The 24916-nt window shown below is 54.4% G+C and carries 25 protein-coding genes; 8 read left to right on the plus strand and 17 right to left on the minus strand.

The window, feature by feature from the left end; genetic code table 11:
- The first annotated feature begins 34 nt into the window (after positions 1-34).
- Positions 35-1045: a LacI family DNA-binding transcriptional regulator gene (locus NWV12_RS12080; protein WP_048979159.1), complete on the plus strand. Its 1011-nt coding sequence runs from the start codon at positions 35-37 to the stop codon at positions 1043-1045.
- A 34-nt stretch (positions 1046-1079) separates the two neighbouring features.
- Here the strand turns inward: NWV12_RS12080 and NWV12_RS12085 are convergent, their stop codons facing one another.
- The 15 genes from NWV12_RS12085 to pspA form a co-directional block, all read right to left on the minus strand.
- Positions 1080-1994 carry an OmpG family monomeric porin gene (locus NWV12_RS12085; protein WP_048979158.1) on the minus strand — a complete coding sequence of 305 codons (915 nt, stop codon included), beginning with the start codon at positions 1992-1994 and terminating at the stop codon, positions 1080-1082.
- A 66-nt stretch (positions 1995-2060) separates the two neighbouring features.
- Positions 2061-3143 (minus strand): ABC transporter ATP-binding protein, encoded by a 1083-nt coding sequence (locus NWV12_RS12090; RefSeq protein ID WP_048979157.1) that lies wholly within the window; start codon positions 3141-3143, stop codon positions 2061-2063.
- Between the two features lie 13 nt (positions 3144-3156).
- Positions 3157-3822, minus strand: a complete 666-nt coding sequence (gene pgmB / locus NWV12_RS12095; RefSeq protein WP_047061000.1) for a beta-phosphoglucomutase — start codon at positions 3820-3822, stop codon at positions 3157-3159.
- Complete coding sequence (locus NWV12_RS12100; protein ID WP_101744564.1) at positions 3812-6091, minus strand: glycoside hydrolase family 65 protein; 2280 nt, start codon at positions 6089-6091, stop codon at positions 3812-3814. The genes pgmB and NWV12_RS12100 overlap by 11 nt, the downstream gene beginning before the upstream one ends.
- Positions 6085-7143 (minus strand): Gfo/Idh/MocA family protein, encoded by a 1059-nt coding sequence (locus tag NWV12_RS12105; protein ID WP_101744713.1) that lies wholly within the window; start codon positions 7141-7143, stop codon positions 6085-6087. The genes NWV12_RS12100 and NWV12_RS12105 overlap by 7 nt, the downstream gene beginning before the upstream one ends.
- Before the next feature lie 11 nt (positions 7144-7154).
- A complete protein-coding gene (locus tag NWV12_RS12110) occupies positions 7155-7943 on the minus strand; it encodes a sugar phosphate isomerase/epimerase (protein WP_048979155.1) in 789 nt (262 codons plus the stop codon).
- Positions 7944-7960: 17 nt separating this feature from the next.
- The gene (locus tag NWV12_RS12115) at positions 7961-9013 is read right to left on the minus strand and encodes a zinc-binding alcohol dehydrogenase (RefSeq protein ID WP_048979154.1); all 1053 of its coding nucleotides are present in this window, start codon (positions 9011-9013) and stop codon (positions 7961-7963) included.
- Positions 9014-9041: 28 nt separating this feature from the next.
- A complete protein-coding gene (locus NWV12_RS12120) occupies positions 9042-9884 on the minus strand; it encodes a carbohydrate ABC transporter permease (protein WP_033145725.1) in 843 nt (280 codons plus the stop codon).
- Positions 9871-10752 (minus strand): carbohydrate ABC transporter permease, encoded by an 882-nt coding sequence (locus NWV12_RS12125; RefSeq protein WP_023312040.1) that lies wholly within the window; start codon positions 10750-10752, stop codon positions 9871-9873. The genes NWV12_RS12120 and NWV12_RS12125 overlap by 14 nt, the downstream gene beginning before the upstream one ends.
- A gap of 22 nt (positions 10753-10774) precedes the next feature.
- Complete coding sequence (locus NWV12_RS12130; protein WP_039262909.1) at positions 10775-12067, minus strand: ABC transporter substrate-binding protein; 1293 nt, start codon at positions 12065-12067, stop codon at positions 10775-10777.
- 14 nt (positions 12068-12081) lie between these two features.
- On the minus strand, positions 12082-13779 hold the full coding sequence (locus NWV12_RS12135) for a sugar phosphorylase (protein ID WP_048979153.1): 1698 nt from the start codon (positions 13777-13779) through the stop codon (positions 12082-12084).
- Between the two features lie 197 nt (positions 13780-13976).
- Positions 13977-14201: a phage shock protein PspD gene (gene pspD / locus NWV12_RS12140; protein WP_023312043.1), complete on the minus strand. Its 225-nt coding sequence runs from the start codon at positions 14199-14201 to the stop codon at positions 13977-13979.
- A 12-nt stretch (positions 14202-14213) separates the two neighbouring features.
- A complete protein-coding gene (gene pspC / locus NWV12_RS12145) occupies positions 14214-14573 on the minus strand; it encodes an envelope stress response membrane protein PspC (RefSeq protein WP_023312044.1) in 360 nt (119 codons plus the stop codon).
- Positions 14573-14797: an envelope stress response membrane protein PspB gene (gene pspB / locus NWV12_RS12150; protein WP_023312045.1), complete on the minus strand. Its 225-nt coding sequence runs from the start codon at positions 14795-14797 to the stop codon at positions 14573-14575. The genes pspC and pspB overlap by 1 nt, the downstream gene beginning before the upstream one ends.
- A 49-nt stretch (positions 14798-14846) precedes the next feature.
- Positions 14847-15515, minus strand: coding sequence for a phage shock protein PspA (gene pspA / locus NWV12_RS12155; protein ID WP_048976565.1), 669 nt, complete (start codon positions 15513-15515; stop codon positions 14847-14849).
- A 166-nt stretch (positions 15516-15681) separates the two neighbouring features.
- On the opposite strand from pspA, the gene pspF reads away from it, so the two are divergent.
- The 7 genes from pspF (at position 15682) to NWV12_RS12190 (ending at position 23130) form a co-directional block, all read left to right on the plus strand.
- Complete coding sequence (gene pspF, locus NWV12_RS12160) at positions 15682-16659, plus strand: phage shock protein operon transcriptional activator (RefSeq protein ID WP_045889391.1); 978 nt, start codon at positions 15682-15684, stop codon at positions 16657-16659.
- 88 nt (positions 16660-16747) lie between these two features.
- Complete coding sequence (sapA, locus tag NWV12_RS12165; RefSeq protein ID WP_033145731.1) at positions 16748-18388, plus strand: ABC transporter substrate-binding protein SapA; 1641 nt, start codon at positions 16748-16750, stop codon at positions 18386-18388.
- Positions 18385-19350 (plus strand): putrescine export ABC transporter permease SapB, encoded by a 966-nt coding sequence (gene sapB / locus NWV12_RS12170; RefSeq protein ID WP_023312049.1) that lies wholly within the window; start codon positions 18385-18387, stop codon positions 19348-19350. The genes sapA and sapB overlap by 4 nt, the downstream gene beginning before the upstream one ends.
- Entirely contained in the window at positions 19337-20227 is an 891-nt protein-coding gene (sapC, locus tag NWV12_RS12175) for a putrescine export ABC transporter permease SapC (protein ID WP_032656751.1), read from the plus strand. The genes sapB and sapC overlap by 14 nt, the downstream gene beginning before the upstream one ends.
- Positions 20227-21219 (plus strand): putrescine export ABC transporter ATP-binding protein SapD, encoded by a 993-nt coding sequence (gene sapD, locus NWV12_RS12180; protein ID WP_033145732.1) that lies wholly within the window; start codon positions 20227-20229, stop codon positions 21217-21219. Before sapC ends, sapD begins: the two co-directional genes overlap by 1 nt.
- A 1-nt stretch (position 21220) precedes the next feature.
- Positions 21221-22027 carry a putrescine export ABC transporter ATP-binding protein SapF gene (gene sapF / locus NWV12_RS12185; RefSeq protein WP_023312051.1) on the plus strand — a complete coding sequence of 269 codons (807 nt, stop codon included), beginning with the start codon at positions 21221-21223 and terminating at the stop codon, positions 22025-22027.
- 161 nt (positions 22028-22188) lie between these two features.
- Positions 22189-23130, plus strand: a complete 942-nt coding sequence (locus NWV12_RS12190; RefSeq protein WP_048979152.1) for an ATP-grasp fold amidoligase family protein — start codon at positions 22189-22191, stop codon at positions 23128-23130.
- Here the strand turns inward: NWV12_RS12190 and NWV12_RS12195 are convergent.
- Complete coding sequence (locus NWV12_RS12195) at positions 23111-24175, minus strand: ATP-binding protein (RefSeq protein ID WP_033145734.1); 1065 nt, start codon at positions 24173-24175, stop codon at positions 23111-23113. The genes NWV12_RS12190 and NWV12_RS12195 overlap by 20 nt on opposite strands.
- Complete coding sequence (locus NWV12_RS12200) at positions 24172-24876, minus strand: response regulator (protein WP_039262917.1); 705 nt, start codon at positions 24874-24876, stop codon at positions 24172-24174. Before NWV12_RS12200 ends, NWV12_RS12195 begins: the two co-directional genes overlap by 4 nt.
- Between the last annotated feature and the right edge of the window lie 40 nt (positions 24877-24916).

The raw sequence follows: 24916 nt of genomic DNA on the forward strand, positions 1-24916 counted from the left end.
CGGTATTGCTGTCATTCCGGAGTGAGTAAGGTGTATGTCACCCACCATCTATGATATCGCACGGGTTGCGGGCGTATCGAAATCAACCGTTTCCCGCGTTCTGAATAAACAAACGAATATTTCTCCCGAAGCGCGTGAAAAAGTGCTGAAGGCGATTGACGAATTAAATTATCAGCCCAACAAACTGGCCCGCGCCCTGACCTCTTCAGGCTTCGATGCCATTATGGTTATTTCGACTCGTTCAACCAAAACCACTGCCGGTAATCCTTTTTTTTCCGATGTCCTGCATGCCATTACGGCAAAAGCGGAAGAAGAAGGATTTGACGTTATTTTACAAACGTCAAAAAGCAGCGAAGATGATTTGCTGAAATGCGTGAGTAAAATAAAACAGAAGATGATCAAAGGGATCATTATGCTGAGCTCACCGGCAAATGAATCCTTTTTCACCACGCTGGATGCGTATGGCGTACCGGTAGTGGTTATCGGTAAAGTGGAAGGTGAGTATCAAAATATCTATTCCGTCGACACGGATAATTTCCATGACAGCGCCACGCTGACCGAAACCTTTATTAAAAACGGACGCCGTAAAATTGCCTGTCTGCATGCCCCGCTTGATTATCATGTTTCGATCGATCGCCTTGCGGGCTATAAAGCCAGTCTGGAAAAGCACCATATTGCCCTTAACCCGGACTGGATCAGGGATGGCGGTTATACCCATGAGAGTGCGCTTACGGCAGCGCTGGAATTGTTGTCTTCACCCACGCCGCCTGATGCGGTATTCGCTACCGACAGCATGAAGTTACTTAGCCTCTATCGCGCGGCGGATGAGTTGAACCTGATGATCCCGGAGCAGGTGGTGATAGCCGGATACAGTGACCCGATGCTGTCTCTCATTTTAACTCCCTCGCCTGGCGGCTATGATATCCCCACCCGAAAACTGGGGGAAGAGAGCTGCGATCTTCTTTTCAGGCGTATTGCGGGTCATCCCGCCCCGCAAAAAGTGCTGGTTGATACCCACTTTTTGTTGGCTGCTTCCCTTCGCTAAAACCAGGGGCGAAGTGCCCCTGGCGTGCAGTCGGTCAGAACGCGTAGTTTACGCCAACCCCCGCATAGTGGAAGCGGTCGCTCTCGCCTTCATCGTGGTTTTCCCACTCATAGGCGTATTCCAGCGTCATGGATAAACCATTATTGAAATCGTAAGCGTAGAGGAGACCGAGTCGGTTGAAATCGTGTCCTTCACGCTCAGGATCGTCCTGCCAGTCCCAGTTCGACCAGCGATCGAGCCCCAGACGGGTATAAGGCGTTAAGGTGGTCTGGCCTAACGAAATGGGCAGATAGGCACGAATTTCCTGAGTAGAAAACTCGCCGTTATTACGGGAACTGTCCATATTGAAGCCGCGCTCTAAATAATAATTCACTTTAGCAGCAAAGGTTTCGTTAATGGTCCAGGTAAAGCCCGTTTCGGTTTCAACGCGGCTGTCAGCATAGCCGGTTTTTTGCAGATCGTTCGCAAACTGATACATGGCAAACCAGCCGCCAAAACGCCAGTCGTCGGTTAATTTAATATCCCAGTCAGGCTGAACTTTGTAGCGCTGCATATTAGCGCTGCCGTCTTTGGCACCGTGCTCATCTTTAAAGTGATAACCATAATTACGGAAACCGCCGGTCAGACCGAAGGTGAAATTATCGGTTCCGATAAAGCGATAGCGTAATTGAAATTCAGGACGATCGAAATAGGTTCCACGGGTCATACTGCTGTAATCAACCGGCCCCTCCTGATACATCGCCAGCGAAATAGTCCACGCATCCCAGGTTGCATTAAACCACAAGGAAGGTTCATATAATCCATCTTTATCGTCGCCCTGCCCCTCGACGTTTTCGATTTCATACATTGCGCCAATATTAAATTCCCACTGTTTAGCTGCTTCTGATGCTTGTGCACAGCTAACTCCTGCGCACAGAACGAGCGCAGCACTTCTTAGTAGAGTACTCATTTAATTTTCCCTTTATAAGTAACAAACAAAAAAACCGGAAATTTGCATTTCCGGCGAACACCTTTCTTATCTAATAGCCGCTTCGGTTTCAGCGTCGAAGAAATGGCACTTATTCATATCGAACTGGATATTGATATTATCCCCTGCGGCATAATCATTCGCCGCGCCAGCGCGAACCACCAGCTCATGACCGCCAACGGTGGCGTAAAGCATGAATTCCGCGCCGGTCAGTTCGGCTACGCTGACTTTCGCCGCGATATTATTACCACTGCTCTGCAAAGTGAGAATATCTTCCGGGCGGATCCCAAATACCACCGCTTTGCGCTGATACCCTGCGGCATTCAGTGAAGCGAGCTTGTCTTCCGGGATCGCCAGACGCAGCGTTTCCGTGACGAAATAGCGATCGTCGATAGCACCGCGAATAAAGTTCATGGCTGGCGATCCAATAAACCCAGCAACAAACATATTTGCCGGTTCGTTGTATACCTGCTTCGGAGCGCCGACCTGCTGAATAATGCCGTCTTTTAAGATCACGATGCGGGTCGCCATCGTCATGGCTTCCGTCTGGTCGTGGGTCACGTAAATCATCGTGGTGTTGAGCTTCTGGTGCAGCTTGCTGATTTCAGCGCGCATCTGTACGCGAAGCTTGGCATCAAGGTTGGAAAGCGGTTCATCCATCAGGAACACACCCGCTTCGCGCACGATCGCCCTGCCCAACGCCACGCGCTGTCGCTGACCGCCGGACAGCGCGCCCGGTTTACGCTTGAGGTACTCGCGTAATCCGAGGATCTGTGCCGCCCAGTTAACGCGCTCGTCGATAACCACAGGCGCAATTTTTTGCATCTTGAGGCCGAACGCCATGTTGTCGTAGACCGTCATATGCGGATAAAGCGCATAGTTCTGGAACACCATCGCGATATCGCGTGACTTGGCGGGCACGTCATTCATGCACACCCCGTCAATAATCAGTTCACCCGCGCTGATCTCCTCCAGACCGGCAATCATGCGCAGCGTCGTGGATTTACCGCAGCCCGAAGGCCCGACGAAGACGATGAACTCCTTGTCTTCGATTTCGAGACTGAAATCCTTAACCACGTGGACCTGGTTATCATAGATTTTCTGAATGTGTTTCAGGGACAGTTGAGCCATTGTTAATTCCTTATCAATACGTCCGGGATGCCCAAAACTCGGTCAGGCATTTCCAGGTCAGTTCCCGCGTTGAATGAAGTTGTAAACCCGCATGGTTCAGGCCAGATCCAATCCCAACCGATAGCATTCCCGCCGCGTTGATCGCCTCAACGCCTGCAGGTGCATCTTCGATACCTATAGCCTCGTCAGGACGCACATTCAGGCCTGCACAGGCAGCAAGGAAGATCTCCGGGTCTGGCTTTGAGCGGCGAATACGGGAAGCATCGGCGCAAAAATCGAAGGCCTGATGAATGCCCAGCGCGTGCAGGATCCCCGGGGCATTCAGGGATACGGAGGCGAGCCCAATTTTGACCTTCGCCGCACGGATATCCGCCAGCACGTCGCGAATACCCGGAAGCAGTGAATCCTCCGTCAGCGACGCCAGAGACTGGACATAGAGCGCGTTCTTTTTCGTCGCCAGCGCGAGGCACTGCTCATGGCTGAACATTCCCTCTTTCCCGCCATGCTTCAGGATGCGCTGCAGGGAATCCATGCGGCTAATGCCCTTCAGCTGTTCGTTAAATACTTCGTCGAAGGTGATGCCGATTTCATCCGCCACTGCACGCCAGGCCAGAAAATGGAGGTGTGCGGTATCGGTGATTACACCGTCCAGATCGAATACAACCGCCTTAAGCGTCATGGCGCCTCTCCGTGGTAGCGGTCCCATTAACAGGTGCAAGAAAATCCTTATAAGCGCAAACTGTCCGCCCCGATACGTGTAGCGTCTTGCCCCACAGCGTCAGCATGGAAGGTGCCGAAGCTTCAATGGTTAACACCTCGTTTTCACAGGTGAAGTGCAGCGTTGCATTCCGCCATCGCAGCGGGAATGCCAGTCTTCGCCAGTGGGCCGGCAACCTGGGCGAAAGATGCAGCTCCCCATCCACTATCTGCATACCGGCAAAGCCCTGAATGACGCCGGACCAGATAGCGCCGGTCGCAGCGGCGTGAATTCCGTCATCGCAGCTGTGCGGGTCGTCCCCAAGATCGATGGCGACGCCATCGCGCCAGAAGGCGTAGGCACCTTCGACGTCACCACAGCGGGCAGTCACAATGCCGTGAATGGCCTTGCTCAGCGAAGAGTCATGGATCGTGCGGGGCTCATAGAACGCCAGATTGGCGGCACACTGCTGCGGGGTAAACCGCTCCGGCAACAGGTAGGTAAGCATCACCACATCAGCCTGCTTAAGGATCTGCATGTCGTTGACTTCCGCGCGGGAATAATCGAGCAGAATGGTCTGCTTACCCGCTTTGGCTTTGTAGCGGCTGAGATCAATGGCCGGTTTGACCATGAAGGTATCATCCTGCGGGATCACACCGTCTGAATTGGCCTCCGGCAGCCATAAGCACGTCAGGAACCGTGTCGCTTTCTGCGTAAAACCTTCATCCTCGCGCCCAAACATCGCCATAAACTGGCGAGCGCAGGCGACGTTGTGCCAGGCCAGATAGTTGGTATACGCGTTGTTGTTCACATGCTCGGTGTATTCGTCCGGTCCGATAACGTCATGGATTTCGAGACGACCATTAATTTCCGTCGCGCGGCCCATCCAGAACGCGGCGGTTTCCATCAGCAGCGTCAGGCCTTCGTTTCGCATAAAGGCATCATCGTGCGTCGCCTGCCAGTAAGCGACGACGGCCCAGGCAATGTCCGCCACGATGTGGTGTTCCGCCAGCGCGGAGGCCACCTTCTGACGCGTACCGGTTCGGATGTTGATAGCCGCGAACTCCGGCGTCTCTTCCAGCCCGCTGGCGGCGCTTTCCCATGGGAACAACGCGCCGGGCCAGCCGTTGCGACGGGCTTTTTCCCGCGCCCCGGCCAGGTTGAGCCAACGATAGCGCAGCAGGCTACGGGCGATTTGGGGCCGGGTGAAGAGATGGAAAGGCAGCAGGAAAATTTCGGTATCCCAGAAGACGTGGCCTTTATACCCCTCACCCGTCAGCCCTTTGGCGGCGATACTGCTTCGCTCATCATGGGCTGGCGTCATGGTCGTCAAATGCCAGACGGCGTAATCCAGCGCCATCTGATCCTGATGTTCCGTAGAGTCCACCTCCACCCGAGCGTTACGCCAGACCTCTTGCCAGGCACACGCCGAACTCTCAAGCAACGCGTCGTAGCCTCTTGCCGCACAGACCTTAAGATCGGCCAGCGCGTTTCGGGCGAACGAGGCCTGCGACAGTGCTTTATCACTGCGATGTGCCACCCAGACGATTTTTTCAAGCGTGACAGTGTCACCCTTAGCAATCGTCAGCGAATGATGAACGCTGAGACGACGATTTTTGGCGGTGAAACAGCTGTCGCTCTTCGCGGAGAGCTGACAATACGCTGAAACAACAATCTCAGACGCGCGGTCCTGCGTTTCATACACGCCCTGCATATATTGCTGGTCGAACACTCTGACCGACATTTCATCCAGATGCTGTCTGCCGCTGTTCGTTTGCGTTGCGTCAATGCCGGTTTGCAGCACGGCCTGCGTGGCGGCATCGAGCGGTGTAATCGAAAGCTGCATGGCCACTAAGGGCAACTGGTCTAGCGACACAAAACGACGGCTCTCCAGACGATAGCGTTTCCCGTCAGGCGAGCGCCAGACGACGCAGCGACGAAGCTCGCCATTAGCAAACGCCAGCTCGCGCTGCCACTCGAGGATTTCGCCTGACAGGAGCGTGAAATTGACGCCATCCAGCTCAACATCGATACCGATGATATCCGGCAGATTGATCAGCTCAGTGGTCTCGTTGCGACCAGCACGATGATAGAGGCCCGCAAGATACATGCCTCTGGTTTGCTGGGTGTAATCTTCTTCGTGCGCAGCGCGGATCCCCATGTAGCCATTACCGCAGGCCATGATGGAGGCGTATTTATTCAGGCTGTGTGGACAAAAGCCCGGGTCGGTTAATACAGACACGTTTAGCATAACGTCACGCTTTCCCCTGTTTCTGCTGATTCATACAGCGCGGCGACGAGCTGCTGGATAACCAGCCCCTGCTCCGCATCAGCGATCATGACGGGTTCTCCCTGCACATGCCGTACGAAGGCATCCATACTGCGCATATGACGCCGATCGTCAGCCTCTTCACGCTGCGTGAGGGTGACTAAAGTACCGGCTTCGTCGTTGTAGATGTGCGCCGGGAACAGCATGGCGCCAGCCTTTTCGCCGCAGAATGCGACGTTCATGATGGATTGTTCACGGATATTGAGCGCAAACGACGTGTCCAGACGCAGAATGCCGCCGTTGCAAAATTCAATGGTGCCAAACAGGGCATCTTCAACGGTAAACTGCGTGGGATCCCACTCGCCAAACTGGCCGCTGCTTTTACGATTTCCCAGCCTCTGGAAGCTGTGTGCCGTCACCTTTTTTACCGCCGGGAACCCCAGCACGTACATCGCGGCATCGAGCATATGGATGCCGATATCAATCAGCGGCCCACCGCCCTGAAGCGTTTTGTTGGTAAAGACGCCCCAGCCGGGAACCCCGCAGCGGCGTAGCGCCTGCGCCGTAGTGTAATAAATTTCGCCCAGTTCCCCCTTTATCACAGCTTCACGCAGCAGTTGCGTATCGAGAGCAAAACGATGGTGAAAATCATACGCCAGCACTTTTCCCGCCTTGCGCGCGGCCATGCGCATCCGATCGGCCTCCTGCGGCGTCATAGCAGGCGGTTTTTCACACATCACGTGGCAGCCTGCTTCCAGCGCTGCCATGACGTGCCCGAAATGGAACCGGTTAGGCGAACAGACGCTCACCACATCCGGCTTAACCGCCTCGAGCATCTCTCGCGCATCCTGCCATGCCGAGGAAATACCATGACGTTCCGCAAACGCCCGAGCCTGTTCAGGATGGCTGTCCATGACAGCCACCATCTGAACATCACTGCGCGTGGCGTAATACGAGGCATGCACTTTATCCGCGACCTGTCCGGCACCAATGATGGCGACGCGCAGAGGCGAAGGTGTAGAAGCACTCATCACGCTCGTCATCCTTAGCATTTACGCAAGTAAGTGAGCGAGTCCCGGTATGCCTGAGCCGGATCCTCGGCGCGAACACGGCATTCATACACCACGTAACCCCGGTAGTTATCCGCACGCAGCCGATCGAATAGGCTGGCAAAATCGAGGCTGCCGCTGCCCGGCTGGTAGCGGTGGTTATCTGCGATGTGCACATGGCCCAGCAGATCGCGGTGCTGATGCAGCGCATCCGTCAGCGAGTCTTCTTCGATGTTCATATGATAGAAATCGCCGATGATCTGCACGTGCTTCAGGCCGTTCTCTTCGATATAGCGACGCGCATCAGCCAGGGTGTTGATCATGTGATCCTGATAGCGGTTCAGCGGCTCCAGGTAGACGGTTGTTCCGGTGCGCGCCGCTACCTCATCCAGCCAGCGCAGGGAGGCGCTTACGGCTTTGCGGTCACCGTCCAGGCTGCGTGGGGAGGTCATTGGCGGCAGGCGGAAGGTAAACATTCCCCAGGCAGCAGGCACGATTATGCCCTTGCCGCCCACTTCAGCCAGCGCTTCCAGGATACGTTCAATCTGCTTTAACCCGTTCAGACGACGTTCTTCGATGAAGTCGCCTATCCAGCCATCGTATCCGCCGCAGGCCGTCGTCACCGGCAGACCGGTGGCTTTAATCGCCGCTTTTACCTCGGCGAGGTTTTCCACCAGCAGCTTGCCGTCAATTTCGTAGCCATCAAAACCCATCGCTTTGATGTACTCGAATTTCTCCTTGATATTGACCGGGAAAAAGGCCTGATTTTGTGTCGCGATTTTCATGTTTTGCTTTCCTTAGCTTAAAAAGTGACGCCCATTTTGATGCTCAGTTCCGGGTGCTGATCGACATACTTCATGTAGCTTTCCGGGCTGGTGGTGAAGGTGACGACCGGGTCGATGAGATCTTCACAATTTAGATAGCCGTTCATCAGCAGTTCCCAGCAGGTCTCTTCAATACGTTTACGGTTCCAGCGCGGGTAATCCGGGTTGGGTTCGCTGCAGGCGCGGGAGAAGACAATCTTCGCGTTATTGAAATGCGCTTCGCGGCCGAGGTTAAAGCCTTCCGCGAACGGTTTCGCGAAGGCTACGTAGGAGATAGTGCCGCCATAGGCGAGCCCGCGCAGCGCGGACTGCAGCGCATCTGCAAAGCCGCTGGTTTCGATGATCACGTCCGCGCCCTGCTTCCCGGTCAGCTTCTTGATTTCCAGACCGACATCGGTGCCTATTGGGTTCAGACAGTGGTCAGCCCCATGACGGCGGGCAATCTCACAGCGGTGTTCGATAGGGTCGACGCCGATGACGATTGACGCACCGGCTTTTTTGGCCAGCTGGATCGCAATTTGCCCAATGGCTCCCAGACCGACCACGACAACAAAGTCGCCCACGCGAACGTTGGCATCACGCACGCCGCTCATGGCGAACTGCGCCGGATCGTAGCAAACGGCGTTTTTCCAGGAGGCGCCCTGCGGCATTTTGCGCAGCTTATAGTTATTCACCGCGTTAACGATCACCGTTTCCTGCAGCGGTGCGTAGCAGCAGACGCTGTCGCCGATCTGGTATTCCGTGACGTCAGCACCGCATTCGATAATCTCGCCAACAATCATATTGCCCAGCTGGAACTTACCGAATTCGATCCCGCGGGCCGTACCCTCTTCGCGCGGGGTAAACATCTGCCACTCCGCGTTGAACTCTTCGTCAATAAACGGGCTTGCCGCGCGGAAATCCACCACTTCGGTACCGTGTTTCGGCGCGCCAAAGCGGGCGCGAATTTTCACTTCATGGACGGCAACCGGACGATCTTCATATTCCACCAGCGCCGCTACACGAGGCGCTGTCGCAACTAATTTTTTCATGACTGACTCCTTGTTAAAATTGGCCGCCTCAGCCCTTCACGCCACCGGCGGTCAAACCACTTTTAATAAAACGTTCAGACAGGGCGTACATGATGACCACCGGAAGCGCCGTCACCAGCGATGCCGCCATCATGCGACCCCAGATATAATCTGGCGTGCTAAAGAGCGTGTTCAGCCCGACCGGCAAGGTGAAATGGCTGGCGCTGGACAGGAAAATGGACGCAAACAGATAGTCGTTCCACGCCACCATGAAGCAGTAGACAAACACCGATACAAGCCCGGAAATCGCCAGCGGCACGGTGATGCGAAAGATGATTTGCAGGCGGTTCAGGCCGTCCATCATCGCGGCTTCTTCGATTTCGTCCGGGATGGTGTCGAAATAGCTGCGCAGCATGAACACCGCTGTCGGTAACGTTTGGGTCACCATGGTGATAATCAGCGCCAGCTCGGTGTCGTAGATCCCAAGAGCAGTGATGATTTTGAACAGCGGCACCACCAGCAATATTCCGGAGAACATGTAGACGGTGTAGAAACTCGCATTGATCGTCGTGCGGCCCTTAAAACGCAGTTTGGACAAGGCGTAAGCCCCCAGCGTGCCGAGAAATACGGCAATCACCGAGGAGGTCAGCGACACCACCATGCTGTTTTTGAAATAGTCCACGAACGGGAAAATCAGAGGGTTAAAGATGTCGACGTAATGCTGTAGCGTCCACGCCTGCGGCAAAATGGTCGGGTTAAGCGATATCGCCTCTTTCGCACTCTTAAACGACGTCATCAGCATCACGAAGAACGGGAACAGCGTGATGACCAGAAACACCGCCAGCCCGAGATAAAAACCAATACGGCTCAGTACGCGTTTATTTGTTGCCATTGAGGTTTACCCTTTTTCTGGTCAGCAGAATCACCGCGAAGATGATCACGAACAGCACGACGGAGATCGCCGCAGCCTTACCCAAATCATTGAAAGCGAATGCGGTTTTGTAGAGGTAGACGCCCAAAATATCGACCTTGGTCGTCAACAGGTAGACATCCGCAAACATGTAGAACATCCAGATAGTGCGGAGCGTCACCACCGTTGCCAGCACCGGCATAATCGCGGGCAGCGTAACGATTCGGAAACGCTGCCAGGCATTCGCGCCGTCCATTTCCGCCGCTTCATACAGCGACTTATCAATGGTCTGCAAAATCGCGAGGAACGAAATGAACGCGTACGGGAAGTAGCGCCAGATGGCGAACAGCACCACCAGTACAAAGCTGCTGCCAGGATTGTCGAACCACAGCGGCGCCTGGTCATACAGATGCAGCAGGTCAACGCCCAGATAGTTCACAATGCCGTAGCCGTTGTTGAACATGTATTTCCATGCAAAAACCAGCGAAATGGACGGGGTGACGTAGGACAAAATCACCAGTGAACGTGCCGTTTTCCGCAGACGGAATTCACGGTTAAAGAAGATCGCCACCGCCAGCCCCAACCCCGTGCTGCCGATCACCACCAGTGCGGTGTACCAGAACGTCATCCACAGCGAGTGCCAGAATGCTGCATCACTGAGAATGCGAATGTAATTATCCAGCCCGACAAACACAGCGCTAATGCGCGGGTTAAGCGGCAGACGTAAGAAACTGATTTCAATATTGGAAATCATTGGCCAGGCCACCAGGCCCCCCAGCAAAATCAGGCTGGGGGCCAACAGCAGCATGGCGAAAGGCATATCTGAACGACCAGAAAACAACGTCTTCATAATTTCCTTCCGCAGAGCGCTCCTATCGTTGTGAAATCAGATCGGTCAAACGCTTCTGGCTGTCACTAAGCGTGTTGCTGAGATCTTTTTTCCCCACCGTGACGTTATGCACCATGGAACTGATGATGCCGGACCCGGTAACGTCGCCCATGCGAGTGAAGTTTTTGTCGCCCACGGCGCCAAACACCTGCACATTAGGGAACTGCGCAATCAGTTCGTAAGGCAATTGCCCAAACGCTTTAATCACATCGTTGTTTTTCCAGGTATCGGTGCCCACCACCAGCTTGTTCACCGGCAGTGCCGCGCCGGGCGACATCATGACCCAGTCGGTTGCGTTTTGAGCCTGCTCCATCCAGGTCACAAACTTTTCAGCCGCCTGGGTCTCATCTTCGGTTTGACCGGTGGTAATCGTCAGCGACGTGACCATGCCGTAAACGGCAGAAGAGGTTTCTGTTGGGACGACGAAGCCCAGGTTGGCAGGGTTTCCGTCCTGGAATACCGCCGGAAGGATGTAGGTGGAGTAAACCGCCATCGGCGCAGAACCGTTCATGAAGGCATCTTTGATCTCCATGACGTCGTTTGAACCCGGCATGGTGGTCGCGGCCAGATCTTTATAAAACGCCAGGGCTTTTGCCATTTCAGGGGTATCGATGTTAACGTTCCCTTTGGCATCAAAAACGTTCGCGCCGCCAGAAAGCGCAAACTGGGAGAATGCCTGCTCCGTCATCACGCTTTCCGCGGTGGGCAGTGCAATGCCGTAATGTTTTTTGGCCGGGTCGTTAAGGCTCTGGCTGGCTTTCAGCAGCTGCGCCCAGTTATGCGGCTCCTGGATACCCGCCGCAGCCAGCGCATCTTTGTGATACCAGACGCCGGATAGCCAGGCGCTGACTGGCACACCCGTCCAGGCAGAACCGTCTTCCGTACGAACAACACGCAAGATGCCGTCATAGAAGGTGTCCTCGCCTACCGCTTTAATGGCTTCGCCGATAGCTTTGCGATCCAGCAGCTGTTCCTTGTCCATGACTTTCGCGTAGTCATGGCTGACTTCAATCACCTCTGGCAGCGCGCCCGTTCTGGCGAGCGTAATAACCTTGGTGTTGTAGGCATCCTCTTCGACCGGCACCTGTTTCACCGTGATGCCGGGGTTCTCTTTCTCGAACTTTTCGATAAGCTTCGTGATAACCGCCTGGCGCTCCTGCTCGACTGACGAGTGCATAAACTCAATGGTGACAGCAGACTTTTTGTCGTCCTTGCATCCTGATAACAAGGCGCACGAAACCAGTGCTGAAATCAGCACAATTCTGGGCATTTTCATTTTTAAGGTCCTTTTTAGTTTTCTTTAATCCACAACACCTGCCATGGATATAGGGTCAGCGTTTTATCTGTAATATCTTTCCCGGAAATCAACTCCGTTCCGGAATGAATATCGGATTCCACCGTTTGAATGCCGTCACTGAAATTAAACAGCGCCGTTACTTTCTCACCACAACCCGCCACGCGAACGATTTTTAAAACATGTTTACCTGACGCACTGAAATAAGCTTCACTGTCAGGATGGAATGCTTTCTCCGCCCGACGCAGTGCGATTAACTGGCTTAACGAGAGATAGACCTGAGAGCGCAGGCTATTTTTATCTTCAAGCAGGCCATCAATTTTTCCTGCCGTGTATTTCTCACGATTAATCGCACGGTTATATCCCAGGCGTTCAACACCTGCATAATCATTACAGGAACCGAGAATGCTCTGGATATAAACCGCAGGCACGCCGGGGAAGCTTAAAAGGACGGCATGCGCCAGATTAAACCGGGCAATCCGTTGGCTATCAAGACTGTCACGCGTACTTAAAGCATCCAGATAGGTCACATTAATTTCATAAGGACTGCGTGTACCATCCGGGTTATTTTTCCAGTTAACCAACGCCCCTTCAGCCTGAAGTTTTTCCACAAGCGTGAGGATTTCCGACTCGGGTAAAATTCCGCGTAACGGATTCAGACCAATCCCGTCATGCGAGGCCAGGAAGTTAAACCAGGTGGTTTTCGTGGAAGGCAACGTCAGCGACGCTGCCCACTGGCTCAGCGTCCCGACGTCCTGAGAATGCACCGCATGCAGCACCAGCGGGGGCAAAGAGAACTGATAAACCATCTGCGCTTCATTTTCGCCGTCACCGAAGTAAGCAACGTTATCTTTATGCGGAACGTTCGTCTCGGTAATAATCACCGTTCCAGGGGCGACAGCCTCGGTAATCGCGCGGAAAAGCTGGATGAGCTGGTGGGTTTGCTCAAGGTGGATGCAGTTTGTTCCGGGTATTTTCCACATGAATCCCACCGCATCCAGACGAATGTATCGCGCCCCTTCAATCAGGTAATGCAGCAGCACGTCGACCATCGCGATCAGCACCTGCGGAGAGGCGAAATTGAGATCGACCTGGTCCTCGCTGAAGGTGGTCCACAGGTGTCGCACGCTGCCGTCATGCAGCGTGAAAGGTGTAAGAAGCGGTAAGGCACGCGGACGCGTCACCGCGGATAAGTCTGTTTCAGGATCGACAGAAATAAAGAAATCTTCATATCCTGGCATTTGCTTCAGGTAATTAGCGAACCATTTGCTTTTGGCTGACATATGGTTGCATACGAAATCGAACATTAAACTGGCTGACTGTTTTAATTCAGCAACGTCTCGCCACGTTCCGGTTTCCGGTGCAACCTCGTGATAATCGATAACAGAAAAACCGTCGTCCGAAGACCATGGATAAAAAGGCAAGAGATGAACATGAGAAAAAGAACGAGAAAGCCACCTGTTATAAAAACGTGTAAACACCGGTAGCGCCTTCTCCCCTTTCGCTGAAAACTGATCGGCATAGGTAATCAGGACAACGTCTTTTTCATCCCAACCCGTTTTACGTTTTTCCGTAATAACAGAAGCGGCATTTCCAATATTTTCCAGCAGCACATTAAGATGGGCATCAGAAAACGTTTCCCCGTAAACAAGATTAATGAGTTCTTTAATTTTTGTATTCATTTCATTTTCCATGGTAGCGGTCCCACGGAGTGGCAATCTACTCCCATGAAAAATATCTGTCAACGGACCAGAAAGGAGAAAAAGGTGATTGCAAAGCAGCTCAGCGCAATATTGTGAGCTGCCGCAAAGAAAGAACCGGGAAAAGAGGAAATGCGGTTAACCGTCGCCAGTCCCTCCCCCGTCAGGGAAAGGGCTAACGCCAGCAGGAATTATTGGGATAAGTAACGGCGAGAAAGCCGTTTTGCCACCTTTTGCAGCAGTGGTTCGAGCGCCACGGCCAGCACCATTCTGACCGGCTTGCGGGCAACGGATTTGATCGCCCAACCCGCCACGCCTGCCGGGCCGAACCGTAACGCGGTCAGCAGGACCAGTTTACCTGCGATTTTCAGGCCGGGTTTTACCTTCTGACCGGCCTGTTGCCAGTGTTGTTTCATCTCATCTCTCTCTTAAAGCTGACGAAAGCGACTTCTCAGCGTAAAGGTATCCGATGTGACATAGCGTTCCATTTCCCGTAGCCGCTTCTCACCGGCGGCGAGTTGCTCATCAACGGCATTGAGAAGATCGCTGCTGGTCGGGGCTCCCTCCGCAGCCAGTTCTCCTTCCGGCATCGGGTCAAGAACAAACGACAGGACGATGTATGCCACCAGGGTAATAAACGCCAGGCCAAAGAAGATCGATAGCACCGCGACCACGCGGACCAGCTTGACCGGGACATCAAGATAGTGAGCCAGCCCGGCACAAACGCCGCGCACCATGCCCTGCTGTGGAATACGCCACAGCTTTTTGTTCAGATTCAGTCCAGACATTAACGGTCCCTCCAGTTTGGATGCTCAGCATCCAGGATGGCTTCCAGCGCCTGAATGCGTTCGCGCATTTTGTTCGCCTCGTCGGAGAGCTGTACCAGACGCTGTTGTTCACTCTGGGAGAGTTCGCCCCGAGAAGAACGGTTGCTGTAGTGCAGCCATAGCCAAATCGGCAAAACGAACAGCACGAAAATTGTCAGGGGAATGGCCAGAAAAAGCGCGCTCATGTGTACTCCTTGTCTTATGAGGCGGCACGCTCAGGTGCCGCAGGAATTATTATTGGTTGTCTTGCTTCATTTTGGCTTTAAGTGCCGCCAGCTGCTCGCTGATTTCATCATCAGCCTTCAGATCGGCGAACTGTTGATCCAGCGACTTCTGCTTGCCGATGCCGTGGCTTTCGGCTTCCGCTTCCATGTGGTCGATACGACGTTCAAACGATTCAAAACGCGCCATCGCTTCATCAAGCTTACCGCTGTCCAGCTGACGACGCACGTCGCGGGAAGAGCTTGCCGCCTGGTGACGCAGGGTCAGCGCCTGCTGACGCGCGCGGGTTTCGCTCAGTTTGTTTTCAAGCTCACCAATCTCTTTCTTCATACGGGTGAGCGTGTCGTCCACCAGCGTGACTTCATGCTCGAGCGTCGCGACCATATCAGCCAGCTTCTGTTTTTCGATCAGCGCCGCACGGGCCAGATCCTCTTTGTCTTTACGCAGCGCCAGCTCCGCTTTTTCCTGCCATTCGTTCAGCTGAGCGGTTGCCTGATCAATACGACGCGTAAGCTGTTTTTTCTCCGCCAGCGCGCGGGCAGAGGTTGAACGCACTTCAACCAGCGTGTCTTCCATCTCCTGAATCATCAGACGTACCAGCTTCTGCGGATCTTCCGCTTTCTCAAGCAGTGAGTTGATGTTGGCGTTCACGATGTCGGCAAAACGAGAAAAAATACCCATAATCAAATCCTCATAGTTCTGTTATCGGGCTATGCCCTGCTGTACGGATAATACAAACATCATGCCAGGTTTTTATCTTATTGATTTTACAGAGCCTGATTGATTTTTGCGCAGCAACGGACTATTCTTCCCTGGTGAATATCGCTAAGGAGTGGTTAATTTCATCATGCCCGGTTACAAAGACAATTTACTCGGCGAAGCAAACAGCTTTCTCGAAGTGCTGGAACAGGTCTCTCGCCTGGCGCCGCTCAATAAACCGGTGCTGATCGTCGGTGAACGCGGAACGGGGAAAGAGCTGATAGCCAACCGTCTGCATTACCTCTCCGGGCGCTGGGATGGCCCCTTCATTTCCCTTAACTGCGCGGCGCTGAATGAAAACCTGCTCGACACCGAGCTCTTCGGCCATGAAGCGGGGGCGTTTACCGGTGCCCAGAAACGCCATCCCGGACGCTTTGAGCGCGCCGACGGCGGTACGCTGTTTCTGGATGAGCTGGCCACCGCGCCCATGCTGGTGCAGGAAAAACTGCTGCGCGTGATTGAGTACGGCGAGCTGGAGCGCGTCGGCGGCAGCCAGCCGCTGCAGGTTAACGTACGCCTGGTGTGCGCCACGAACGCCAACCTGCCGGAGATGGTGGCGGAGGAGAAATTCCGTGCCGACCTGCTTGACCGCCTGGCCTTTGACGTCGTTCAGCTTCCACCCCTGCGCGAGCGCAGAAGCGACATCATGCTGCTGGCAGACCAGTTTGCGATTCAGATGTGCCGCGAGCTCGGACTGCCGCTGTTCCCCGGCTTCAGCGATTATGCGCAGGAGACGCTGCTGGCTTACCACTGGCCGGGAAATATCCGCGAACTGAAAAACGTCGTGGAGCGCTCCGTCTATCGTCACGGCAGCAGCGAGACGGAGCTGGACAACATCATTATCGATCCTTTTCAGCGCAGCGCAGCGCCACTGTCCGCACCAGCGCCTTCAGGCGATCTCCCTACTCTCCCCCTTGATTTACGCCAGTTCCAGAACGATCAGGAGAAACAGCTGCTGGAGCAAAGCCTGAAGACGGCAAAATATAACCAGAAACGGGCGGCTGAACTGCTGGGTCTGACCTACCATCAGTTAAGGGCATTGCTCAAAAAGCATCAAATGCGCTGACAATATCAGCACTTACCTGCAGACATTTTTACGAAGCAGGCGTAAGTGCGATACACTTTGCAGATCGAACCTAAAAACCTTAAAAATTATGCGTCTGGTTTTATCGTCCTTTTTAGCACTCGGTCTGTTTAGCAGCCTGGCCTTTGCCGCGCCCGGGCAAACTCCCCAGCCTGACATTCGTGACAGCGGCTTTGTCTATTGCGTAAGCGGCCAGGTGGATACCTTCAACCCGCAAAAAGCGGGCAGCGGCCTGATCGTGGATACCCTGGCCGCGCAGCTTTACGACCGTCTGCTTGATGTTGACCCATACACCTACCGTCTGGTGCCTGAGCTGGCGGAAAGCTGGGAAGTGCTGGATAACGGCGCAACCTACCGTTTTCACCTGCGCGATGACGTCGCGTTTCAGCGCACGCCGTGGTTTACCCCCACGCGCAGGCTGAACGCAGATGACGTGGTCTTTACCTTCCAGCGCATCTTTAACCGCAACCACCCGTGGCATAACGTTAACGGGGATAATTTCCCCTATTTCGACAGCCTGCAGTTTGCTGATACCGTCAAGAGCGTGCGCAAGCTGGACAACCGGACGGTTGAATTTACGCTGACGCGCCCGGATGCCTCCTTCCTCTGGCATCTGGCGACCCACTATGCGTCAGTCATGTCCGCTGAATACGCGGCGAACCTGACGAAAAAAGATCGTCAGGAGTTGCTCGATCGTCAGCCGGTCGGCACCGGTCCGTTCCAGCTCGCTGAATACCGCGCCGGACAATATATTCGTCTGCAGCGTCATGAGCATTTCTGGCGCGGCACCCCGCTGATGCCGCAGGTGGTGGTCGATCTCGGTTCAGGTGGAACGGGACGTCTGTCAAAACTGCTCACCGGGGAGTGCGACGTGCTCGCCTGGCCCGCGGCCAGCCAGCTCACCATTTTGCGTGACGATCCGCGCCTGCGCCTGACGTTACGCCCCGGCATGAATATCGCTTATCTGGCCTTTAACACGGATAAGCCCCCGTTGAATAACCCTGCCGTACGTCACGCTCTGGCGCTGGCGATTAACAACCAGCGTTTGATGCAGTCGATCTACTACGGCACGGCGGAAACCGCCGCCTCAATTTTACCGCGCGCCTCGTGGGCCTATGACGGTGAAGCTAAAATTACGGAATACAATCCGGCAAAAGCGCGTGAACAGCTGAAGGCGCTGGGGGCGGAAAACCTCACGCTGCAGCTTTGGGTGCCAACCAGCTCCCAGGCGTGGAACCCGAGCCCGCTCAAGACCGCCGAACTGCTGCAGGCAGATATGGCGCAGGTGGGCGTCAAAGTGATCATCGTACCGGTTGAGGGCCGTTTCCAGGAGGCGCGCCTGATGGACATGAATCATGATTTAACCCTGACCGGCTGGGCGACCGACAGTAACGATCCGGACAGTTTCTTCCGGCCGCTCCTGAGCTGTGCGGCGATAAATTCGCAGACCAACTACGCCCACTGGTGTAACCGGGAGTTTGACGCCGTGCTGCAAAAAGCGCTGGCTTCCCAGCAGCTGGCCTCACGCATCGACGCCTATGATGAAGCGCAGAAGATCCTTGCCCAGGAACTGCCGGTGCTGCCGCTGGCCTCTTCCCTGCGTCTTCAGGCCTATCGTTACGATATTAAAGGCCTGGTGCTGAGTCCGTTCGGCAACGCCTCGTTCGCCGGCGTGTCGCGTGAAAAAGAACAAGAGGTGAAAAAACCATGATTATTTTTACCTTACGTCGGCTCCTTTTGCTGCTGGTGACGCTCTTTTTCCTGAACTTTGTCGGCTTCAGCCTGAGCTATTTCACGCCCCACGCCCCGCTCCAGGGGTCGTCGCTGTGGGATGCCTGGCTGTTCTGGTTTAACGGGCTGTTGCACTGGGATTTCGGCGTGTCCAGCATTAACGGACAGCTGATTTCCCAGCAGCTGAAAGAGGTTTTCCCGGCCACGATGGAGCTGTGTATTCTGGCCTTCGGCTTTGCCCTGATGGTCGGCATTCCCGTGGGCATGCTGGCCGGGATCTATCGCAATAAATGGCAGGATAAGTTTATCAGCGCCCTCGCCCTGTTCGGCTTCTCCATCCCGGTATTCTGGCTGGCGCTGCTGCTGACGCTGTTCTTCTCGCTGACGATGGGCTGGCTGCCGGTTTCAGGTCGCTTTGACCTGCTCTATACGGTTAAAACGGTGACGGGTTTTGCCATCATTGACGCGTGGCTGTCCGATTCGGTGTGGCGCCATGAGATGATCGTTAGCGCCGTGCGCCATATGGTATTGCCGGTGCTGACGCTGGCGGTTGCGCCAACAACCGAAGTGATCCGCCTGATGCGCCTGAGCACTATCGAGGTGTTTGACCAGAACTACGTCAAAGCCGCGGCCACGCGCGGGTTGTCCCGCCTGACCATACTGCGCCGCAACGTCCTGCACAACGCGCTGCCGCCGGTTATTCCGCGTCTGGGATTACAGTTTTCCACCATGCTGACGCTGGCGATGATTACCGAGATGGTCTTTAGCTGGCCAGGCCTGGGGCGATGGCTGATTAACGCCATCCGCCAGCAGGACTACGCCGCTATTTCTGCGGGCGTGATGGTGATTGGTTCGCTGGTGATTATTGTTAACGTGTTGTCCGATATTCTGGGTGCCATGGCTAACCCATTGAAGCATAAGGAATGGTATGCCTTACGATAGCGTATACAGTGAAAAGCGCACGCCCGGCGTGCTGCGTACCGTGTGGCGTAAATTCTATGGTGACACCACGGCGATGATCGGCCTTTACGGCTGCGCCGGCCTGGTGTTGCTTTGCGTCTTTGGCTCGTGGTTTGCGCCGTACGGCATCGACCAGCAGTTCCTTGGCTATCAGCTGCTGCCGCCGTCCTGGTCGCGCTACGGTGAAGTCTCTTTCTTCCTGGGAACGGACGACCTCGGACGTGACGTGTTGAGCCGCCTGTTGAGCGGTGCAGCCCCGACGGTGGGCGGCGCATTTGTGGTGACGCTCGCGGCTACGATCTGCGGGCTGGCGCTCGGTATTTTTGCGGGATCCACCCATGGCCTGCGTTCGGCGGTCCTTAACCACATTCTGGATACGCTGCTGTCGATTCCATCCCTGCTGCTGGCAATCATTGTTGTTGCCTTTGCAGGTCCGCACCTGTCGCATGCCATGTTCGCCGTCTGGCTGGCTATCCTGCCCCGCATCGTGCGCTCGGTTTACAGCATGGTGCATGATGAGCTGGAAAAAGAGTACGTCGTTGCCGCGCGTCTGGACGGCGCGACGACCTTCAACATTCTGTGGTTTGCCGTACTGCCCAACATCGCCGCCGGGCTGGTCACTGAGATCACCCGCGCCCTGTCGATGGCGATCCTGGACATCGCGGCGCTCGGCTTTCTCGACCTCGGTGCACAGCTGCCGTCGCCCGAATGGGGTGCGATGCTCGGCGACGCGCTGGAGTTGATCTACGTGGCACCCTGGACGGTCATGCTGCCGGGTGCGGCCATTATGGTGAGCGTGCTGCTTATCAACCTGCTGGGCGACGGTATTCGCCGTGCAATTAACGCGGGGGTGCAATAATGCCGCTTCTTGATATTCGCAACCTCACCATCGAATTCAAAACCGGTGAAGGCTGGGTTAAAGCCGTCGATCGCATCAGCATCACCCTTGCAGAGGGTGAAATACGCGGGCTGGTGGGGGAATCCGGCTCGGGAAAAAGCCTGATTGCCAAGGCTATCTGCGGCGTGGCGAAAGACAACTGGCGCGTGACGGCAGACCGTATGCGTTTTGACGATATCGATCTGCTGCGCCTCTCCCCCCGCGAGCGGCGTAAGCTTGTCGGGCATAACGTCTCGATGATTTTCCAGGAGCCGCAGTCCTGTCTCGACCCGTCCGAACGCGTGGGTAAACAGCTCATGCAGAACATTCCCGGCTGGACCTATAAAGGCCGCTGGTGGCAACGCGTTGGCTGGCGCAAGCGCCGCGCCATCGAGCTTTTACACCGCGTTGGGATTAAAGATCACAAAGATGCGATGCGCAGCTTCCCCTATGAGCTGACCGACGGAGAATGTCAGAAAGTGATGATTGCCATCGCGCTGGCAAATCAGCCGCGTTTGCTGATTGCGGATGAGCCCACCAACGCGATGGAACCCACCACGCAGGCGCAAATTTTCCGCCTGCTGTCGCGTCTCAACCAGAATAACAACACCACCATTTTGCTGATCAGCCATGACCTGCAAATGCTCAGCAAATGGGCGGATAAAATTGACGTCATGTACTGCGGGCAAACGGTCGAAACCGCGCCGAGTGAAGATCTGATCGGCGCGCCGCATCATCCGTATACGCAGGCGCTTATCCGCGCCATTCCGGATTTTGGCAGCGCGATGCCGCATAAAAGCCGCCTGAATACCCTGCCGGGGGCGATTCCGCTGCTGGAATCCCTGCCGATAGGCTGTCGTCTGGGGCCGCGGTGCCCCTATGCTCAGCGTAAATGTATCGAGACGCCGCGCCTGACCGGGGCCAAAAATCATCTGTACGCCTGTCATTTCCCGCTGAACATGGAGAGAGAGTGAAATGGTCGAAACCTTACTGGAAGTCCGCAACCTGAGTAAGACCTTTCGCTACCGCACGGGGCTGTTTCATCGTCAAACTGTCGACGCGGTGAAGCCGCTGAGCTTTACGCTGCGTGAAAAACAGACCCTGGCGATCATTGGCGAGAACGGTTCCGGGAAATCCACCCTGGCGAAAATGCTCGCCGGCATGGTTGAACCCACTGCAGGCGAAGTGTTGATTGACGATCATCCTCTGACGTTCGGGGATTACTCTTTCCGCAGCCAGCGCATCCGCATGATCTTCCAGGATCCGTCTACCTCGCTAAACCCGCGCCAGCGCATTTCGCAGATCCTCGATTTTCCGCTGCGTCTGAACACCGACCTGGAGCCAGAGGCGCGCCGTAAGCGCGTATTTGAAACCCTGCGTATGGTTGGGCTGTTGCCGGATCACGAAAGCTACTACCCGCATATGCTGGCCCCCGGCCAGAAACAGCGCCTGGGACTGGCGCGTGCACTGATTTTGCGGCCAAAAGTGATCATTGCGGATGAAGCGCTTGCCTCGCTGGATATGTCGATGCGCTCGCAGCTGATTAACCTGATGCTGGAATTGCAGGAAAAACAGGGGATCTCGTATATCTACGTCACACAACATCTGGGAATGATGAAGCACATCAGCGATCAGGTGATGGTCATGCACCAGGGCGAAGTGGTCGAGCGCGGCAGCACGGCGGATGTGATGGCCTCTCCGCTTCATGAGCTGACAAAACGGCTGATTGCCGGTCATTTTGGTGAAGCATTGACCGCCGATGCGTGGAGAAAGGACCGCTAAGCGCGACGCTCAACACAAATTGCCCCACTAAATTAAGGATTAAATAGCCTGCGTGCGCTATTTAATCCTTTAATTTTTCGTCTCCATCCCTGCTCCATATTTTAAGCAATATCAATCAACAGTTCTTCTCCAGAATATCCGGACATTACGGAGGAGAAGAAATGAACACCGCCACTTACGTTTTAAAATACACAGAGTATCTCATCAGAAAATGCCGCTCATTTTTAATGACGGACCTTCATTTTCATACCGTGAGGCTTAAGAAAACAACCGGGGAAACCCCTGACATTAACTCGCCCACGACGTTGAGTGAAAAAATATGTCATCGCCTGGTGTATGACCATAATAACTTCTACACGATGCTTGCCGATAAACTCGCCGTTCGGGCATACGTTTCCTCCAGAACAACGCGCGTGAAAACGGTGCCATTAATTGGCGTTTACACCAAGCCGTCGCAGATTGATTTTTCAGTTCTTCCTGACAAATTCGTCCTTAAGTGCAACCATGACAGCGGCAGCACAATAATATGTACAAATAAAACGCAATTTAATGAAAAAGAAGCGTGTAAAAAGCTGAGCCTCGCGTTAAAGAAAAATCTTTACTACACCACGCGTGAATGGCAGTACAAAAACATTACGCCGAGTATACTTTGCGAGCCGTTTGTCGATCTCTTCGACGATGCTGACAGGAACACAACGCCCGAAATGCTGAGGATCCATTGTTTTCACGGCGTTGCCCACTATGTAGAAGCGGATTTTACGGATGATAACGGCAAAGGGTTTATCAACGTTTATGACAGGCAGTGGAACTTACAACCCTTCCGGATGGAATATCCGAATACTTCAGCAACGCCTGGCGAACCGCTTTTGTTCCGCCAGGCACTGTTGGCCTCCCAGGAGCTGGCGCATGGAATTGACTACTGCCGCATTGACCTTATGCTAAAAAAAGATGAAATCTATTTCAGCGAAATAACCTTAAGCCCGAGACGCGGTAAGCTGACGATAACCCCGCAGGAATGGGATGCTAAGTTAGGAAAAATATGGCATTTGTCGCCGGCAGGCACATTTGACCTGCCGCTGAAGCTCACGAGTCGGGCCAGGTGAGTTTAAATATCGAGTGGTTTTGCGTCGATAAGGTATAGGTAACATCGCCACCATGAGCCAGCATGATGGCTTTTACCACCGACAAGCCCAAACCACAGCCTTCCGGGTTCACATGTCTGGCGCCATTATCGCGCTGAAAGGGCTGAAACAGGAAATCATGAAACTCTCTGGGGATGCCCGGTCCCCCGTCCTGAATAAGGATAAAATTGCCTTTATCAGAAACGCCATTTTTCACGATGAGCGTGCGCGAGGTTGAATAGTGTAAGGCATTATCAAATAAAACGGTCAAACACTGATTGATGCGCAATGGATCGAATACGCACTGCTGCTCCCTCAGGTCTGTATTGACGGTAAAAGCCTTACGGCTGAACTCGGGCATGAACGTATCGAGTGCGTTCTGTATTGTCCCTTTTAGATCCGTTCTTGACTGGCATAACGTGTATCCCGCCCCGCCATCCGAACTGATAACCCGGAGATCTTCAATCAGGCGGGTTAACCCTTCCGTCTGTTTGAGAAGATTATTAAACAGCACCGGATCCGGGGTAAAAACGCCGTCAACCAACCCCTGAAGCCGTCCGCGTAAGATCGTGACAGGGGTTCTCAGCTCATGCGCAATAGCGGCATTCCAGGATTTCCTCTGAATATCCAGCGTCTGTAGTTTTTCCGCCATTTCATTGAAATCCGTCACCAGGTGATTGATCTCACCCAGCCGGGAACTGGCGCAGAATGCCCGGGCGTCCAGATCGCCCTGAGAAATCTTTTTCAGGCTGGACGCTACCGCGTTTAGCGGGGTGAGGATCCGCGATGACAGTTTGACCGTGAAAAAGAGGGCAATAATCATACTGATCGTAGTCGCGGTCCCAATCCATACCCAGTCCCACATCGTCATCTGCTCGTCATCGCCCGCAGCAGGGCCGCCCGGGAGGTGATCCAGAATAAAGGAGTAAAAAAACCAGGAGCCGAGTATGGCGATGGCAATGATCGTAAACGTCAGCAACAGCATATACGTTAAGATCTGACGGCTCAGAACAGACTCTTTGTTCATTTCTTTTCCCCAAGCCGGTAGCCCATGCCTCTGATGCTCTCGGGAACACCATAGAGGCCGGCAAGCTCCAGTTTTTTACGCAACTTGCTCATGTGGCTGTCGACCGTTCTGTCGAGCGTATCCCCTTCCGGCAGACACGCGTTGAGTAGCTCTTCGCGGGAGCAGACCTTTCGCGGATATCTCACAAGGTATGTGAGCAATTTAAATTCGGTCGTCGTTAATACCGGGGAGACAACCTCTGCGCCCACGGTGACTTCTACGTAGAAGTCATCCGGATAGACCGTAATAAATGGCGTTCTGAGCGGCTGGGAACCCGCCTGCTGAAGCGCGGGTTTTGTCCTGCGCAGCACCGCCTCAACCCGGGCGACAACTTCAGAAGGGTTGAAGGGTTTGATCACGTAATCATCCGCGCCCAGCCTCAGCCCCATGAGCTTATCGACATCCTGATCGAGAGCGGAAACCATGATGACGGGGACTGCGCTTTCCTGACGAAGCGTGGTAAGTACGCTCCAGCCGTCACATACGGGCAGGTGAATGTCCAACAATATGAGATCCGGTTTATGGAGGCGATTGAGCGCTATGGCCTGTTCGCCCTGCCTGGCTCGGAGCGTTTTCATTCCCGAACGATCCAGGTAGCTCATCAGTATATCGGCAATTTCGTCTTCATCTTCAACAACAAGGATCAGCGTATTTTTGTGCATTTTATCTCCGCGGGTGAAATCCCTTTGAGCTCGCTATCAG

It is taken from the genome of Enterobacter sp. Crenshaw, assembly GCF_024734705.1.
GTDB classification, from domain to species: Bacteria; Pseudomonadota; Gammaproteobacteria; order Enterobacterales; family Enterobacteriaceae; genus Enterobacter; species Enterobacter asburiae_B.

Coding starts and splice junctions, on each gene's coding strand:
- NWV12_RS12080 (WP_048979159.1), top strand. CDS start 35: ATGTCACCCACCATCTATGATATCGCACGGGTTGCGGGCGTATCGAAA.
- NWV12_RS12085 (WP_048979158.1), bottom strand. CDS start 1,994: ATGAGTACTCTACTAAGAAGTGCTGCGCTCGTTCTGTGCGCAGGAGTT.
- NWV12_RS12090 (WP_048979157.1), bottom strand. CDS start 3,143: ATGGCTCAACTGTCCCTGAAACACATTCAGAAAATCTATGATAACCAG.
- pgmB (WP_047061000.1), bottom strand. CDS start 3,822: ATGACGCTTAAGGCGGTTGTATTCGATCTGGACGGTGTAATCACCGAT.
- NWV12_RS12100 (WP_101744564.1), bottom strand. CDS start 6,091: ATGCTAAACGTGTCTGTATTAACCGACCCGGGCTTTTGTCCACACAGC.
- NWV12_RS12110 (WP_048979155.1), bottom strand. CDS start 7,943: ATGAAAATCGCGACACAAAATCAGGCCTTTTTCCCGGTCAATATCAAG.
- NWV12_RS12115 (WP_048979154.1), bottom strand. CDS start 9,013: ATGAAAAAATTAGTTGCGACAGCGCCTCGTGTAGCGGCGCTGGTGGAA.
- NWV12_RS12120 (WP_033145725.1), bottom strand. CDS start 9,884: ATGGCAACAAATAAACGCGTACTGAGCCGTATTGGTTTTTATCTCGGG.
- NWV12_RS12125 (WP_023312040.1), bottom strand. CDS start 10,752: ATGAAGACGTTGTTTTCTGGTCGTTCAGATATGCCTTTCGCCATGCTG.
- NWV12_RS12130 (WP_039262909.1), bottom strand. CDS start 12,067: ATGAAAATGCCCAGAATTGTGCTGATTTCAGCACTGGTTTCGTGCGCC.
- NWV12_RS12135 (WP_048979153.1), bottom strand. CDS start 13,779: ATGGAAAATGAAATGAATACAAAAATTAAAGAACTCATTAATCTTGTT.
- pspD (WP_023312043.1), bottom strand. CDS start 14,201: ATGAAACAACACTGGCAACAGGCCGGTCAGAAGGTAAAACCCGGCCTG.
- pspC (WP_023312044.1), bottom strand. CDS start 14,573: ATGTCTGGACTGAATCTGAACAAAAAGCTGTGGCGTATTCCACAGCAG.
- pspB (WP_023312045.1), bottom strand. CDS start 14,797: ATGAGCGCGCTTTTTCTGGCCATTCCCCTGACAATTTTCGTGCTGTTC.
- pspA (WP_048976565.1), bottom strand. CDS start 15,515: ATGGGTATTTTTTCTCGTTTTGCCGACATCGTGAACGCCAACATCAAC.
- pspF (WP_045889391.1), top strand. CDS start 15,682: ATGCCCGGTTACAAAGACAATTTACTCGGCGAAGCAAACAGCTTTCTC.
- sapA (WP_033145731.1), top strand. CDS start 16,748: ATGCGTCTGGTTTTATCGTCCTTTTTAGCACTCGGTCTGTTTAGCAGC.
- sapB (WP_023312049.1), top strand. CDS start 18,385: ATGATTATTTTTACCTTACGTCGGCTCCTTTTGCTGCTGGTGACGCTC.
- sapC (WP_032656751.1), top strand. CDS start 19,337: ATGCCTTACGATAGCGTATACAGTGAAAAGCGCACGCCCGGCGTGCTG.
- sapD (WP_033145732.1), top strand. CDS start 20,227: ATGCCGCTTCTTGATATTCGCAACCTCACCATCGAATTCAAAACCGGT.
- sapF (WP_023312051.1), top strand. CDS start 21,221: ATGGTCGAAACCTTACTGGAAGTCCGCAACCTGAGTAAGACCTTTCGC.
- NWV12_RS12190 (WP_048979152.1), top strand. CDS start 22,189: ATGAACACCGCCACTTACGTTTTAAAATACACAGAGTATCTCATCAGA.
- NWV12_RS12195 (WP_033145734.1), bottom strand. CDS start 24,175: ATGAACAAAGAGTCTGTTCTGAGCCGTCAGATCTTAACGTATATGCTG.
- NWV12_RS12200 (WP_039262917.1), bottom strand. CDS start 24,876: ATGCACAAAAATACGCTGATCCTTGTTGTTGAAGATGAAGACGAAATT.